Origin of the sequence: Sinorhizobium saheli, from assembly GCF_001651875.1 — a bacterium.
Classification (GTDB): Bacteria; Pseudomonadota; Alphaproteobacteria; order Rhizobiales; family Rhizobiaceae; genus Sinorhizobium; species Sinorhizobium saheli.
The window spans coordinates 1-14,959 of the sequence record NZ_LNQB01000062.1 but is presented as its reverse complement, the minus strand read 5'-3'; the positions used below and the strand labels follow the sequence as shown (position 1 = coordinate 14,959).

General features: G+C 61.4%; 14 protein-coding genes and 2 pseudogenes. 10 read left to right on the top strand and 6 right to left on the bottom strand.

What is annotated here, in order from left to right; translation table 11 throughout:
- The first annotated feature begins 38 nt into the window (after positions 1-38).
- Entirely contained in the window at positions 39-2,714 is a 2,676-nt protein-coding gene (locus ATB98_RS06465; RefSeq protein ID WP_066870782.1) for a cation-translocating P-type ATPase, read from the top strand.
- Between the two features lie 2 nt (positions 2,715-2,716).
- On the opposite strand, the gene ATB98_RS06460 is transcribed toward ATB98_RS06465, so the two are convergent.
- Positions 2,717-4,249 carry a bifunctional aminoglycoside phosphotransferase/ATP-binding protein gene (locus tag ATB98_RS06460; protein WP_066870778.1) on the bottom strand — a complete coding sequence of 511 codons (1,533 nt, stop codon included), beginning with the start codon at positions 4,247-4,249 and terminating at the stop codon, positions 2,717-2,719.
- Positions 4,250-4,581: 332 nt separating this feature from the next.
- The gene (locus ATB98_RS06455; protein ID WP_066870775.1) at positions 4,582-5,832 is read right to left on the bottom strand and encodes an MgtC/SapB family protein; all 1,251 of its coding nucleotides are present in this window, start codon (positions 5,830-5,832) and stop codon (positions 4,582-4,584) included.
- A 331-nt stretch (positions 5,833-6,163) separates the two neighbouring features.
- Between ATB98_RS06455 and ATB98_RS06450 the strand changes: the two genes are divergently transcribed.
- The 9 genes and pseudogenes from ATB98_RS06450 (at position 6,164) to ATB98_RS06410 (ending at position 13,208) form a co-directional block, all read left to right on the top strand.
- The gene (locus ATB98_RS06450) at positions 6,164-8,407 is read left to right on the top strand and encodes a heavy metal translocating P-type ATPase (protein WP_066870953.1); all 2,244 of its coding nucleotides are present in this window, start codon (positions 6,164-6,166) and stop codon (positions 8,405-8,407) included.
- A gap of 112 nt (positions 8,408-8,519) precedes the next feature.
- A pseudogene (locus ATB98_RS06445) lies at positions 8,520-9,556 on the top strand (alpha/beta fold hydrolase).
- A gap of 58 nt (positions 9,557-9,614) precedes the next feature.
- Positions 9,615-10,196, top strand: coding sequence for an NAD(P)H-dependent oxidoreductase (locus ATB98_RS06440; RefSeq protein ID WP_066870952.1), 582 nt, complete (start codon positions 9,615-9,617; stop codon positions 10,194-10,196).
- 113 nt (positions 10,197-10,309) lie between these two features.
- Complete coding sequence (locus ATB98_RS06435) at positions 10,310-10,600, top strand: hypothetical protein (protein ID WP_066870772.1); 291 nt, start codon at positions 10,310-10,312, stop codon at positions 10,598-10,600.
- A gap of 72 nt (positions 10,601-10,672) precedes the next feature.
- Entirely contained in the window at positions 10,673-10,996 is a 324-nt protein-coding gene (locus tag ATB98_RS30435) for a c-type cytochrome (RefSeq protein WP_066870768.1), read from the top strand.
- A gap of 52 nt (positions 10,997-11,048) precedes the next feature.
- The gene (locus tag ATB98_RS06425) at positions 11,049-11,480 is read left to right on the top strand and encodes a YeeE/YedE family protein (protein ID WP_066870760.1); all 432 of its coding nucleotides are present in this window, start codon (positions 11,049-11,051) and stop codon (positions 11,478-11,480) included.
- On the top strand, positions 11,477-11,917 hold the full coding sequence (locus tag ATB98_RS06420; protein WP_066870757.1) for a DUF6691 family protein: 441 nt from the start codon (positions 11,477-11,479) through the stop codon (positions 11,915-11,917). Before ATB98_RS06425 ends, ATB98_RS06420 begins: the two co-directional genes overlap by 4 nt.
- Before the next feature lie 651 nt (positions 11,918-12,568).
- Positions 12,569-12,748 carry a hypothetical protein gene (locus tag ATB98_RS06415; protein ID WP_066870754.1) on the top strand — a complete coding sequence of 60 codons (180 nt, stop codon included), beginning with the start codon at positions 12,569-12,571 and terminating at the stop codon, positions 12,746-12,748.
- Positions 12,735-13,208, top strand: a complete 474-nt coding sequence (locus ATB98_RS06410; protein ID WP_234781873.1) for a hypothetical protein — start codon at positions 12,735-12,737, stop codon at positions 13,206-13,208. Before ATB98_RS06415 ends, ATB98_RS06410 begins: the two co-directional genes overlap by 14 nt.
- On the opposite strand, the gene ATB98_RS06405 is transcribed toward ATB98_RS06410, so the two are convergent.
- The 4 genes and pseudogenes from ATB98_RS06405 to ATB98_RS27850 form a co-directional block, all read right to left on the bottom strand.
- Positions 13,205-13,540, bottom strand: coding sequence for a four-helix bundle copper-binding protein (locus tag ATB98_RS06405; RefSeq protein WP_066870752.1), 336 nt, complete (start codon positions 13,538-13,540; stop codon positions 13,205-13,207). The two genes, ATB98_RS06410 and ATB98_RS06405, sit on opposite strands and share 4 nt — an antisense overlap.
- A gap of 30 nt (positions 13,541-13,570) precedes the next feature.
- Positions 13,571-13,993, bottom strand: coding sequence for a DUF305 domain-containing protein (locus tag ATB98_RS06400; protein WP_066870750.1), 423 nt, complete (start codon positions 13,991-13,993; stop codon positions 13,571-13,573).
- Positions 13,994-14,036: 43 nt separating this feature from the next.
- Positions 14,037-14,363 (bottom strand): hypothetical protein, encoded by a 327-nt coding sequence (locus tag ATB98_RS06395; RefSeq protein ID WP_066870744.1) that lies wholly within the window; start codon positions 14,361-14,363, stop codon positions 14,037-14,039.
- 74 nt (positions 14,364-14,437) lie between these two features.
- A pseudogene (locus ATB98_RS27850) lies at positions 14,438-14,832 on the bottom strand (YqaA family protein).
- Positions 14,833-14,959 lie beyond the last annotated feature (127 nt).

The window sequence follows — 14,959 nt, the reverse complement described above, 5'->3', positions numbered from 1 at the left end:
CGGCTCACGCAACAGAGGCGCAATTGGTGATATCAGCAATGCTAAATGAAGCCGCTTCTCGCGAGAGAAACGATGACTCGCCAACGGGACTGAAGCAAGAAGAGGCAGACGCGCGGCTGACGCAAATCGGACCGAATTCCCTTCCTGAACCGCGAACGCCCTCGTTGCTTGCAACCTTCTTGCGCCAGTTCCGCAGTCCGCTCATCTACATCCTGTTGGCCGCGACGCTTGTATCGTTCGCGCTTGGCGACGTGAGGGACGCTCTTTTCATCGGCATTGTCCTCGTCGTAAACGGTATCGTCGGCTCTGTGCAGGAGCACTCCGCCGGCAAGGCGGCACTCGCGTTGCGCAAGCTCGAACAACCGAAGGCGAACGTCATCCGCGACGGGCGCTTGCAGGAGATCGACGCAAGGCGATTGGTGCCAGGCGATCTGGTCACGCTAGAGGCGGGAGGACGCGTGCCCGCTGACGTCCGGCTGACATGCGCGAACGATCTTCTCTGCGACGAATCCCTGCTGACGGGAGAATCTGCACCAGTTCACAAGGCTGGCCTGTCCGCCGCGGCAGGTCCGCGGGAGGAGGCCCACACGATGGCTTTCGCCGGGACACTTGTCACACGCGGCCGCGGACGGGGCGTAGTCGCAGCGACGGGAGGCGCGACCGAAATCGGCAAAATCGCCGCCGAAATCGGCAAGGCTTCCCTCACCAAGCCTCCATTGCTCATCAGACTTGAACGCTTCTCACAACTCATTGCCTTGGTTGTTGCGGCTGCCGTGGCTCTCCTCATTCTCGTCGGCGTCGCCCGCGCGATGACGCTCAACGAATTGTTCATGATGTCCGTCGGCCTCGCGGTGAGCGCGATCCCTGAAGGCCTGCCGATAGCGATCTCGGTCGCGCTGGCAATCAGCATGCGCCGTATGGCGAAAGCGCACGTCATTGTGCGGCGGATGCCGGCCGTGGAAGCGCTTGGCTCCTGCACGATGATCGCCACCGACAAGACCGGCACATTGACGCTCAACGAGTTGACTGTGACGGATATCCGCCTGCCGGACGGCACCGAAATCGTTTGCGATACGGGTGTTGATCTCGACGCCTGCACCATGCGGGGCGATGGAACTCCTCCCGCGGAGGCACGGGAACGTGCCCTTGCCTTGTTCAAGGCCGCGTCGCTGCCCAACGAAGGATCCCTGGTCAAGGAAGCGCATGGCTGGACCGCCGTCGGCGATACGGTCGACATTGCATTGCTCGCGGCCGCCCACAAGGCGGGCTTGCCGCGGGAGGCTATCGAGAACGACTATCCGCTTGTCGCCCGAATCCCCTACGAGCCGGACCTCAAATACGCGGCCTCGTTTCACCGCCACGGCGACAGCGTTCGCATCTTCGTCAAGGGCGCCGCGGAAACCCTGATCGACATGGCCGACCGCATGGACGTGGCCGGTCGCGGCGAGCCGATCGATCGGGATATCCTCCTCCATCAGAAGGAAGAGATGGCCGCGTGTGGGCTACGAGTCCTTGCCTTTGCGGAGGGCGAGACGGCAATCGAAACAGATGGCGGCTTTGGGCGGCATCTCCTGGTCGACCTCGTCTTTCTAGGGCTTGCAGGAATGCAGGATCCGGTACGGCCTGAGGTACCGCAAGCAATTCGCGATTGCCACTCTGCAGGCCTGGACGTGGCGATGGTCACTGGCGACGATCCTAAGACCGCAGCGGCCATCGGCTCCGCGGCCGGGCTGATCTTCACCGAAGATCAGGTAGTCACCGGCGAAGATGTGCGCAGGGCTGAGGAAGATGGACAGGAAAGTCTCGACAGACTGACTCGCAATGGCCGCGTCTACGCGCGTGTGGCTCCTTCGCAGAAACTGGCACTTGTCCTCTCGCTAGCGCGCAACGGCCACTTCGTCGCCGTCACAGGCGACGGCGTCAACGATGCGCCGGCGCTGAAGCACGCGCATATCGGCGTGGCGATGGGGCGCAAGGGGACGGAGGTGGCCAAGGAAAGCGCCGACATCGTCATCACCGATGACAACTTCGCTTCGATCGTCAGCGGAATTCGGGAGGGCCGGGTCGCCTATGCGAATATCCGCAAGGTCATTTTCATGCTGATGTCGACAGGGGCCGCGGAATTGCTGCTCTTTCTACTGGCAGTCCCCCTCGGCTTGCCAATGCCTCTTCTTCCCGTGCAGTTGCTTTGGCTCAACCTCGTGACCAATGGCATTCAGGACATTGCCCTTGCCGGCGAAAGTCCGGAAGGCGACGAACTTAGCCGCGCGCCACGCAGACCGTCCGAACCGATCTTCGACCGGCTTATGATCCGGCGCATATGGCAGTCCACGCTCGTCATGGGAGCCGGAGGCTTCGCGATGTTCTACGTTCTGCTCGAACAGGGCTATGGCGAGAGCGAAGCCCGCAATCTGCTGCTGCTGTTGTTCGTGCTTTTCGAGAACTTCCAGACCTTGGCGAGCCGCTCCGAGCGCAAATCCCTCTTCCAGCTCGGCTTTCTCGCCAACCCGCTGCTGCTACTCTCCATCGCTGCGGCTCAGGGCCTTCATATCGCTGCCATGTACATTCCGATCCTGAGGGAGACGCTACAAGTTTCCCCGATATCATTTTCCGAGTGGGCGCTCCTGCTCGTTACAGCGTCTTCTGCCCTCCTGGTCGTGGAAATCGACAAATGGCGGGTCCGCAGCAAGCCGATCGACCTTCGCGCACTGTGAGTTCAGCACCGTCGTGAATCACGGCTATGCTTCAGGATGTCCGCGGCGATGTCATTCGCTGGACGATCGGCATCCATTCGCTGCCAATCGATGCCCCCGAGATCGTAAGTCAGTTGCCGCGAAAGGACATTGAGATCCGCATCTGAGGGCCCTACCGTCCTTTCGGCAACACGGCCGCGAAGGACCGACGGGCTCGCGTCCAGCCAGAAGGCCGCATATGGCACATGCGCCTCGCGCGCGGCCGCCTCGATGCGCTGACGGTTGGCGACCTTGTCGAAGACGGCTTCCACGACCACGGACCCTCCCGCACGCAGTATGGAAAATGAGCGGCAGGCCATCTCGTCGTAGACCTTCTCAGAAATTTCCGAACGATAGGCGTCCGCCGGAAGTCGCGTATCCGCTGCAACGCCGTACATCGCCTTGCGGACCCGATCGCTTTCAATGATTCTCGCGCCCGGAGGCGAACCGAACTGCGCAGCCAGAATTTCTGACACGGTCGATTTGCCGGAACCACTCAATCCGCCAATCACGATCAATCGGGGTGGCCTCGCTTGAAGGAGGTATAGAGCCAGGTCGAAATAGGATCGAGCCTCGGCCGCGAGCGCGTCCGACCGCTCGCCACTCTCTTCGATCTGTGTAGCTGTGACGTGCGCCCTCACGGCAGCCCGGATCGCCATGAAGTAAGGCAGCAAAACAAAACCATCCTCGTCGTCCGATTCGTCGAGATACCGGTTCATGACCAGGTTGGCAAATTGCGGAAAGCCGCGATGCCAAAGATCCATGAGCAGAAACGCGAGATCGTAGAGCGTATCGATAGTCGCAATCTGGTCGTTGAACTCAATGCAGTCGAACAGCCGCGGTTCGCCTTGCAACAGGCAGATATTGCGCAGATGCAGGTCACCGTGGCATCGCCTGACCTTGCCGGCGACTTCACGTGCATCGAGCAGCGGTGCATAAGCCGCCAGATTGCGCTCGAAAGCGTGTTCGAAGTCGGCAAGCTTGACGGAGTCGAAGAGCGTGCTCGTGGCAAAACCGGCCACATTGACACGCAGCACGGCCGCGATGTTGGCGGAGCCGGGTCCCTGATGAACGAGCTGGGCGCCCTCGTGAAAGCGGGCGATCATGTGTGCTGTCCGCGCCATCAGTTCGGCATCGAGCTTGCCTCCAACGGCCATGCGATCGAACAACGCCTCCTGGTCGAACCGGATCATTTCGATGACCGCATCGACAAGCTCCTCGCCCTGATCATAAACAAGGCGGCCATCGCGGCCGCGCATGATCCGTCGTACGCCGACGTACAGGCCCGGTGCAGTGGCGCTGTTCAGCGCCACCTCCTTTTCACAAGCGGCAAGCCTCAGTTCCGCCGTCGAGAAATCCACATACGGCAGCTTCACCGCTCGCTTCATCTTGTAAGCGCGTTCGCCGGAAAGGAAGATGCAGGAGATGTGGGTCTCGATGATCTCGACCTTATCCGCGCCACGCGCGTGGGGCGCGCTCAAAAAGGCGACGACCTCCGCCTGATCCTGGGCAATCATAAAATGCCTTTCTGTCCGGCTGGGACTATCTCGTCGATCCGCAGTTCACCGAGCGCGAACTCTCGTGGCGCGCCACGGCACGAAATCATGATCAACACTACAAGCATACGCCTCATTGATCAGTGTCAAGGAACCATGAAGCGATGGCGGTAAGCACAACCCCACCAGACCGATATTGACCCTCGCCAATGAGCTGCGGCGGTGTTGTGCGACGTGGCGAATACCCTGCGGCCGCAGCGACTGTATAGAAGCTGGAGACACCGAAAATGAGTGAGACCCCGGACCTTCCGATCTCGCTCACGGCGACGGCGGCGGTGAGGACTGGGCACTCGTTAACGGACAATGAGGAAGTAGACCGCGACTCCGGTCCCTGCGGCAAGAAGCGACACAACGGAGAGCGATGCCCAATAGCGTATTGTTCCAGACGCCATCGCCACCAACACCCGCCCGCCTGCGTTTGCGAGTACCGCGACCAGCACTGCGGCCCCGACGATCTGCAGCGGTGCGGCTCCGCCTCCAGCGCGCAGCGCCGTCAGTACCGCAACGTCGACGTCGAATAATCCTGACAAGGCCGAGATGCCAATCAGGCCGCTGTTGCCCAGGACGGTCATCAAGGCTGCTCCAGTCGTGGCAGTCAAGGCAAACAGACCCGCAAAAACAAGAAGCGATAAGAGTTCAAACGGATTCCGTGCAGTGATCGTTACGGCGGCGGGAGGTGTAGTTTTAGTCATCAAAGCGGCACCGACGGCGGCAAATACCAACGCTGCCGCGATGATTGGCAGGACAACTTCGGGGAAGACCGGCGGGGAGACGAAAAGAATTACCGTCAGCACTCGCAGTAGCGAGACGACGGCGGCGATGCTTGCCGCTCCCGCCAGCAGGCCTGGCTCCTCGCCAGAGCGCGCCTTCTGGCCAAAACTGGCTGTCACGGCAGTCGATGAAACGACGGCGCCGACGAGGCCGCCCACCAACAGTCCTCGTGACGAGCCAAGCAAACGAACCGCGACGTAGCCGACAAACGAAATGGTGGCGCTCAGGACCGTGAAGAGCCAGATTTCACGTGGATTGAAACCGCCCCACGGATCAATGGCATGGTTTGGAAGAAGAGGCAGCCCGATGGCGGTCATCGCCGCCAGCACGAGAGCCGAACGCAGCTCGATCCATGACAGCTTCTTGAGAAGATTGTGCATTAGCTCGCGGCTGGCGAGCACGCCAGCGAGTGCAGCCGCGCCCGCCGCCGCCACCCTGTAATCGCCAGTCACCGCCAATCCGCCGAGCGCAAAAACCGCCAATCCGGCAATGACGCCGGTGACGCTGAAATCCTCATCGTGCCGCGCCTCGCGCAGCTTGAACCAGGTGAAACTCAGCGCGAAGCTCATAAAGCCGGCGGCAAAGATAAGGTCACTCCGCTGTGCATCGGACAGTGCCGCCAATGTCCCTCCAAGCAGACCGGAAATACCGTAGGTGCGGATGCCTGCCGTACGGCTGCCTGCCGGCGCTTCCCTTTCCCGCCACCCACGCTCAAGCCCCACGAGCAGGCCTATGGCAAGGGCCAGCCCAAGACGGAGAATAAGAGATTCCATTCGCTTTCGTCGTCCTCCCCGTGCACGAGGTCCGCGACTGATCAAAGCTTAAATCGTGACACGCCTGGCCCCAGCAAAGCAACGCCGCCCCCTGTTGCAAATGTGCGATAGGCACAGAAAGGCGCCGTTTCCTCGTGTCATGCACTCTTCACCTCGGCCGCTGGCGGCGTTCCCGCAAGGCATTTGCGCGGAATCAAGGCAACGATCCTGTTATCTAATATCTTCGCGAGATCTGTCGGAGGACACCTTGACCAAGAACCGAGTTTTCGATGGATTTTGGCAAGGAGGGGACCTGGGCAAACGCCTTCTCCTTGCCCTCATCGCTCTCGCCTTGCTCGCTGGCACAGTCGCCTGGCTCGCGGGCCAGCCCGACCTCAGCGCCGCGTCCTGGGCTGCCGGCACCGCGATAATCCTTGCGAGCCTTCTTATTGAGATCGCGATCAGTCTCGGAAGGAAGGAATTCGGGCTGGATCTTATCGCGGCGCTCGCTATGGCTGGCGCCCTTTTCCTCGGCGAATACCTGACCGGCAGCATCGTCGCACTGATGTACACTGGTGGCGAGGCGCTCGAGGACTTCGCTCAAAGGCGCGCACGCCGGGAACTGACAGCGCTGCTCAATCGCGTACCACGCACCGCCGCTCGCTACGCGGATGGGCAGTTGCAGGAGGTTTCCATCGAAGAGCTGAACCCCGGCGACCGCATCCTGATACGCCGTGGCGAGGTGGTGCCCGTCGACGGAATCGTGATGGATGGCATCGCGGTGCTGGACGAGTCGGCCCTCACGGGGGAAGCTCTGCCCGTCCGGCGCCGCTCCGGCGAGCCCGTGACGAGCGGAACGACGAACGCCGGGGACGCCTTCGAAATGGTCGCCTCAAGCGCGGCGAGCGACAGCACCTATGCGGCAATCGTCAGGCTGGTGGCGGCAACAAAAGCTGCTAAGGCGCCTATCGTTCGGCTTGCCGACCGTTATGCGCTGGTGTTTCTTGCAGTCACGCTGCTCCTCGCCGGCGGCGCCTGGGCCACAAGCGGGGAGCCGGTCCGCGCGCTCGCCGTGCTGGTCATTGCGACCCCCTGCCCGCTCATTCTCGCGGTCCCGGTTGCAATCATCGCCGGCGTCTCCCGCTGCGCCGGCAAAGGCGTGCTCGTGAAGGGCGGCGGCGCACTCGAGATGCTGGCGCGCATGAAGACGGTGATCCTTGACAAGACCGGGACGATTACCGACGGCCGGGCACGTCTGATCGAGGTCAAGTCCCGCACCGATCTCGACCCTCTCGAAGTGCTACGTCTCGCGGCATCGCTCGACCAGGGCTCACATCACGTGATCGCCCGTGCGCTAGTCGCAGCCGCAAGAGAGCGGGGCTTGGAACTTGCTGCACCATCCGAGCTCCGTGAAGCGGCGGGTTCCGGCGTGAGCGGCAACATCGATGGCCACGAAATAGCGGTGGGCGGCTGGGACTTCATCAGCGAAAGGATCGATGAGACCGCCTTCTCGCGAGACATACGGGAGTGGATCCGGAGGGATGGCGTCGTCTCGGTGCTCGCTGCCATGGACGGAGTTCTGGCGGGCGCGTTTCTCCTGGCCGACGAGGTCAGGCCGGAGGTCGGCCACGTGCTCAGCCAATTGCGGGAGGCCGGCGTCGAGCGGATCGTGCTTGCGACCGGCGATCGCACCGAGCTCGCGGAGAGCCTCCAGTCCTTCCTGGGGTTGGACAATGTTGCCGCCGAATTGAAGCCGGAAGATAAAACCAGGATTGTCGAAGCGGAAAGATCGGCAGGACCGGTCATGATGGTCGGCGATGGCGTCAACGACGCACCGGCGCTCGCAGCCGCCGACGTTGGCGTCGCCATGGGCGCGCGCGGGGCTGCCGCCTCCTCGGAAGCGGCGGACGTGGTGATCCTGATGGACCGGCTCGATCGGCTCGTCAGCGCCATCCGCATCGCACACCGGTCGCGCAGCATAGCCCTCCAGAGCGTCTATGTGGGCATGGGCCTGTCCATGGCTGGCATGTTTGCCGCTGCCTTCGGCCACCTGACACCGGTTCAGGGTGCACTGCTGCAAGAAGCGATCGACGTCGTTGCCATCTTGAACGCGCTGCGCGCTCTTGGAAACCCTAACCGCGGCTGGCGGAAACCAACACATTTGCCGCACGCGGAGCTCCTGAAGCTCGAAGCGGAGCATCGTGCACTGATGGACGTTGTGGACGAGATACGCCATACAAGCGCGCGCATCCAGCACCTCCCGGAAGAGGAAGTCCGCAATCAGCTTGCGCACCTGGACGCCCTGCTCCGTCGACGTCTTCTACCGCACGAGCGGCAGGACGATGAGGAACTCTATCCGAGACTGCGCAGTCGGGCGGCCACGCCGGATGCCTTTGCCGGCATGAGTAGAGCTCACATGGAGATTCAGCGTCAGGTCCACAGCCTGACTTCCCTTCGAAAGGCCCTCGGCGCGCACGGGCCGAGCCCGGCGCAGCGCTACGAGATCCAGCGGCTGCTCCACGGGCTCGAAGCGATCACCCGCCTGCACTTTGCCCAGGAGCTGGAAATCTATCGCTTGCTCGAGGACGAGCAGTAGAAAGAGCGGATCGAAATCGGCCGATCGCTGTGCATCTCATCGCTCCGTTTGAGGGACATCAAAGTCCTCCGGGCTCATCCCGACTAGGATCCGCAAGGTTTGAACTCCAAGGATGGCGGCCATGGGTCGGATCGGGTGGGTGTTATCAGCGGTCTCTATCGCTGTCGTAGTCGCAGGCGGGCTGGTTTTCCTGTCCTACAGCAATGGCATCGACCGAGCGCGTTCCGCGGTCGCCAGTGGCGCGCGAATTGCCAATACGGCCGCGGGTCCCATTGAGTATGCCGAGAGAGGCGACGGCATTCCGCTCCTGTCCATCCATGGTGCAGGTGGCGGATGGGATCAGGGTCTGACCAACGTTGCCGATCTCGTCGGAAACGGCTTTCGCGTCATCGCTCCGTCGCGCTTCGGGTATCTGGAGACACCGATTCCGGCCGATACGTCACCCGCCGCCCAGGCCGATGCCCATGTGGCGCTGCTCTCCGAGCTTCAGATCGAAGCGGCCGTCGTCGTCGGTGTCTCGGCTGGCGCGCGCTCGGCAATCGAGCTGGCGCTTCGCCATCCGGATAAGGTCACTGCGCTCATTCTGATTGTTCCTGGAACCTACGCACCCGAGAGCCCTGTGATGGTTGAGGGGAGTCGTGGCAGCGCGTTCGTCTTCTGGCTGGTCAATACGGGCGCCGACTTCGCCTGGTGGGCGACCGAAAAGATTGCTCCGTCGATTCTCATCCGCTTCCTCGGGGTGCCCCCTGAAGTTGTTGAAGCGGCCCCGGAAAAGGACCGAAATCACGTGATGGCCATTATCCGCAGCGTCGAACCGCTTTCGCGGCGCTTCCCCGGCATAAACATCGACAGTGCGCCCGATCTCCACCGGCTGCCGCTCGAGAAGATCGCCGCTCCCACCCTGGTCGTCTCGGCCGAGGATGATCTGTTCAACACGCTCCCCGCAGCCAAGTTCGCAGCCGAAAGCATTCCGGGCGCGAAGTTGGTCGTCTACGACACCGGCGGGCATCTGCTCGTTGGCCATGGGGAGGACGTTAAGAAGGCGGTCGGCGATTTCCTTGCTCAGACAGGCACAAAGCAACCTTCCGGATCCCGTGGCGGGCCGTTGTTTGGCCAAATTCGCCGGCACCGTCGTCGACGCGGTCATGAGGGAAACAGCTAACAAGGCATGCAATGGCATGCCTTAAGATTTTACGGAGCGCAGCATATGACCAGGCGCATCACAATTGTCCAGGGCCATCCGGACCCAGCCGGGCAGCACCTCCTGCACGCCATGGCCGACGCTTATGCCGATGCCGCCACGGCAGCGGGACACCAGGTGCGCCGCATAGAGGTGGCGAAGCTCGAGTACCCGCTGTTGCGAACCCAGGAGGATTTCGAGACTGGGGCATTACCACCGGGGCTGGAGCAGTCGCGGGAGGACATGCGCTGGGCAGAGCACTGGGTCTTTCTGTTCCCTCTTTGGCATGGAACGATGCCGGCCCTGCTCAAGGGCTTTCTCGAGCACATCTTCAGGCCAGGCTTTGCGATGGAATACAAGAAGGGCGGCTTTCCGAAGCGGCTGCTTGCCGGGCGCTCCGCCCGCATAATCGTCACCATGGGAATGCCGGTGCTTCTCTACCGATGGTATTTCGGCGCATACGGCGTGCGCAGCTTCGAGCGCAGCATGTTGGGCTTCGCCGGAATCAAGCCTATCCGCGAGAGCTTCTACGGCCTCTCGTTTGCCGACGAGAAGAAGCGCCGTCGCTGGATCGATGAGATGCGCGATTACGGCAGACGGGCCCGCTGATTTTAACCTCCAACGGATTGCGACTTTGAGCTCGATCAAGGCGTTTCCATGCGCGCGAAGCATAATGCTTGAGTGAACACTCTTTGGTGGCTCGAATTGCCGGGAGGATGAAAATGCCCTTGAAGTTGGTCAGTGGAATGATGAAGGCATCGGGTAACGAGACGCTTCTGATTATGGAAAGAGACGTCGGGGGCGACGAAATCGTTCTCGTTACGAAGGAGGCTCTGCTCGACATCGCCGATCCGCCGCTTTGCAACGAGTGCCGCCTGCAGGAATATGTCTCAGTCTTCAGCGACATCGCGTCCCACAAATTCGATGGCAAGGAGCTCACGTCCGATGGTCGCGTGGCAGTAACCTCCACTGATGTGTCTGCTTGGAAAGCTCATCGCCCCGACGCGGCTTGAGACGTATCGATTGCAACCCTAGCCGGTGACACGAGCGCGGGTTGCTGGTGAACCCAATAGGATCCGGCTGCAATGAAGCGAACATGCGGTCTCCAATGCGCTGTCACCATTGCTCTCGCTTTGATGGTCATCGGCGAGAGCGCCGCGGCCGATCGACTCCGCGGCCGCGGCATCGCCCAGCGCTGGTGCAGCGAGTGTCACGTCGTTGCACCTGGACAACTGCACGGCTCTGATACTGTCCCGACGTTCGCTCAGATTGCTGAATCGGAGCGATTTGACGAGGCGAGCCTTTCGGCCTTCCTGGCTGCACCTCACCACTCCCGGATGCCCAATCTGTCCCTCACACGTACCGAGATCGCTGATCTCGTCGCGTACATAAAGTCGAAACAACCTTAGACGATCCGTGCGCGGAGACCGACGCCCGAACCGAGAACGCAGTGTGAACGCAATGACTGAACTAGGTTATCTCTGGCCGCTGACCGGCGGTCTTCTGATCGGCCTGTCGGCAGGCCTCTACCTTCTACTGAACGGAAGGATAGCCGGGATTTCCGGTCTCGCGGCCGCAGCAGCAGGCTTGGCTGATGACGGCGACAGCAAGTTGGGACTGGGTTTCCTCGCCGGCATCATCGCAGGCGCTTGGCTGGCGGCGGCCCTCATCCGACAATCCGAGATCGTTATCACGTCTTCGCCAGCACTTCTGATTGCTGCCGGACTCATCGTCGGCTATGGCACCCGACTCGGATCGGGCTGCACGAGTGGCCACGGCATTTGCGGCCTTGCACGGCTTTCGTCGCGTTCGCTGGCCGCCACAGCAATCTTCATGACGGTTGCGGCCGCGACGGTCTTCGTCACGCGCCATCTCCTTGGAGTCCAGCCATGACGGCCCGGCTATTAGCATCGATCGTTTGCGGGCTCATCTTCGGGGCGGGTCTGCTAATCTCCGACATGATCAATCCCGGGCGTGTGCTGGCCTTCCTCGATGTCGCGGGTAGCTGGGACCCGTCGCTGGCCTTTGTTATGGGTGGTGCGCTGATCCCTTCTGCCGTGGCTTACATCATCCGCGATCGCCGCTCGGCGCCTTTGCTCGACAGCCGCTTCTATGTGCCGGCGAACAGATCGATCGATTGGAAACTGGTGACTGGCTCGGGCTTGTTCGGACTCGGCTGGGGGCTGGTGGGGTTCTGTCCCGGCCCCGCCATTGGTGCATTGTCGACGGGGCGGTGGGAGGCCGTTCTGTTCGTTGCGGCCATGCTGGTCGGCATGTCGCTATTCCGCTTGTCTCGCCGCCAGCGCCTTCCGGGCTACTCGGCAAATTGAACTGTACCTCCTCACGCCTGGACCGAGCGATCTCGAGACAAGGACTTAGCCGCGGACCGCCCGACGGTCCCCATGGCGCGGTGGTCTGGTCAAGGGTACTGCGGCGTCAAGCGCGTTTGCCGCTCTGCCACTGTCGTGCCTTCGGCCACACGGTCGCTCGGATGCAGCACGACCCGGTCCCCCGGGCGAAAGCCCGGATAAGACCTCCACCAGCTTGCTGTTCCGCTGCCCGGTGCGCACGACCGCGGTCCGGGCACGACCGTCCTTCACCGCGAAAACGGCCCCGTCGTCTCCCCGTCGGAACAGCGCGCTCACGGGTATGGTCATGGCGTCGTGCGTTTCCCAGATGGCCACATGAACGATGACCCTGAAGTCGTGACCCAGTCGGGACCAGGATTCGGGCGGATCTGACCGCGTCATAGCCCTTCTCAAGGATGAGCGAAATCGGGCGCGGTGCAGCGACCTTCTGGTTCTGACAACACGGCTATCGATTCTCTCTCGATCCATTTTTCTGGCCAAATGCGGCTGACTGTCAGGATCGGCTCATTTGGGTTGCTGCCGTTCCCGAACCATGCACTCTGACCGTTATCAGACACGATGTCCATTTCGGGTGTTAGACGGGACGGCAGCTTAAATAACGGAGAAAGCGAGATGGCCGACGAAAACGACTATCCTGGCATGCCGCGCTGGGTGAAAGTCTCGGGGGTCGTTGCCGCTGTGTTCGTATTGCTGGCGGCGATTGTCATCGCGTTTGACATCGGCGGTCCCCACGGGCCGGGCCGCCACATGTCTCCCGCAAGCGAAACGCCGCCCGCGAATGACCGCCCATGACAATACCTGTTGCCCTCGCAAATTCACCCTCGTTCTTCATGTCATCTCATCGGTGAGTTCACTTGGTGCGGTTGCGTGCTTCCTGGCACTCGGCCTATTCGGGCTGGTCAGCACGGGAGCTGAGACGGCGCAAAGCCCGTATGTCGCGATGGACGCCTTCGCACGGCTCGTCATAGTCCCGTTGGTTTTCGCGTCGCTCCTTACGGGCCTCGTGCAGGCGCTCGGCACCACTTGGGATCTGTTCCGACACTACTGGGTGCTCGCGAAATTGCTGCTGACCCTGCTGACCGCGGTCGTGCTGCTGCTACAGATGGATTTGATATGCTACGTCGCGGGGGCGGCCGCGAAAGGCATCCGGCAGCGCACTGCCGGATGTTCCTGGCGGTGCGCCCCCCGGTCTGAGGTGCAGCTCAGCTCGGGGCGCAACGCGGGGTACGGTTCGGCTGTCGATCCGAACTAGGCCGCCATCTTGCGGCAGCTCTCGGCGCAACGGCGGCAGGTATCGACGCAGCTCTGCATATCGCCGATCCGCTCGCAGTCCGCCGCGCACTCGGTGCAGATTTCGGCACATTCACGGCAGACATGCTTGTGATGTTCCGAGCCGATCAACATGAAATGGGCCGCCGTCCGGCAGATCTCCGCGCAAGCCGAAATCAACCTGAAGTGCTTGGGATCGGTATGTTCGCCACCGGTCTCCAGGCAGTGCTGCATCGCCGTAGAGAGACATTCCTGAAAGCAGGCCAGGCACTCGGCAATGCAGGCTTTCATTTCCGGCGATTGATGATGATGCATGGCAAACCTCCTTTCGAGGAACCAGAAGGCTCACTTGGCGTGTTCCTTGACCCAGTCGGTCATCTCTTCGATTTCCTTCTTCTGGGCTGCGATAATCTTCTCGGCCATCAACTTCGCCTCCTGGTCGTCGCCATACGTCAACTCGACCTCGGACATGTTGATCGCGGCAGTGTGGTGGGCGATCATGCCGCAGACGAAGGCTACGTCCGGATCCTTCGCCATCATGCCCTGCATCATGGCGGGTTCCGTCTCCCGCATTCCTTCCATCATTGCTTTCTGGTGTTCGGCCATTTGGCCCATGCCGCCACCCGGCATCTGCATCATGCCGCTGGCAGAAGAATCGGATTTGCACGCCTCCGGCATCGTCATCTGGGCGAAAGCCGCCGTCGCAGCAGTAAGACTGACGGTCGCTACGCCCGCAGCCGCAGCCGCGGTCCTGAGAATCCTGTACATTTCATTCTCCTGTCATGTCACGATTGAATTTTATTGTGCCTGCTCAGGAGAACTGGGGTTTGGGCGGAGGATAAAGCGCCCGCACCAGCAGGAACGGCTGCTCTATGGCAAGAAACGGCGGCGAGGTCCGCGAAACTTCGTGCATGGTTTCCGATGGCGGCACCTGCAGGATCGGGCAGCAGTGAAGCTTTGGACAACGGGATCCTGGGTGGACCGCCTTCTGGGAGCCTTCGTGATCCGACGCGGCTACTGATGGGCACTGGTGGTCGGCCTGGAAATTGGCCGCCGCCGCAAAACCATGGAGGTTCACGATGGCGAAGCATAGGACGACGATCCGGATGAAGCGGATTATTGTTGTCAGGAGGGGCATCGGACCGGATTCCCTTTACCGGCCAAACCCGCCTTGTCGACGAAAGTTCCCGTAGAGGCTGTGCGAAAACAGGATCAGAATCCAATCGCCGCTTTCGTTCCGAGTTTGCGGCCGCCAGCACAAGATAGCGTCCCGTCTTTGCGACCGTCACCAGAATGAGAAAGGACCACAGCGGTTCCCGCAGCACACCGGCAAGCACGGTCATGGCGTCGCCGAACAGCGGCATCCAGGAAAGAAGCAGCGACCAGCGGCCATAGCGTCGATACCATACGCTGGCCCTTTCAAGGGAGGAAGCTTTGACCGGGAACCAAGCCCGGTCGTGGAAGCGGTCGATGAAAAGTCCGAGAACCCAATTGCAAACAGCGCCGAGAATAATTCCGACGCTCGCGACAGCGACAAGTTCAGCGGTGGAGAACTCTCCGGACAGAAGAAGACCCACGAGCACCGGTTCCGACTGAAACGGCAGCAAGGTTAATCTTGTCCATTTCTTCGATTGACCTTACCACGATTGTAACCCCTAGGTCGTGTGGACTCTTGGGGATTCCCAAGGCTGAGCAAATCAGATTCAAGACTGTCTTTTGGAGGCAGTCATGGGT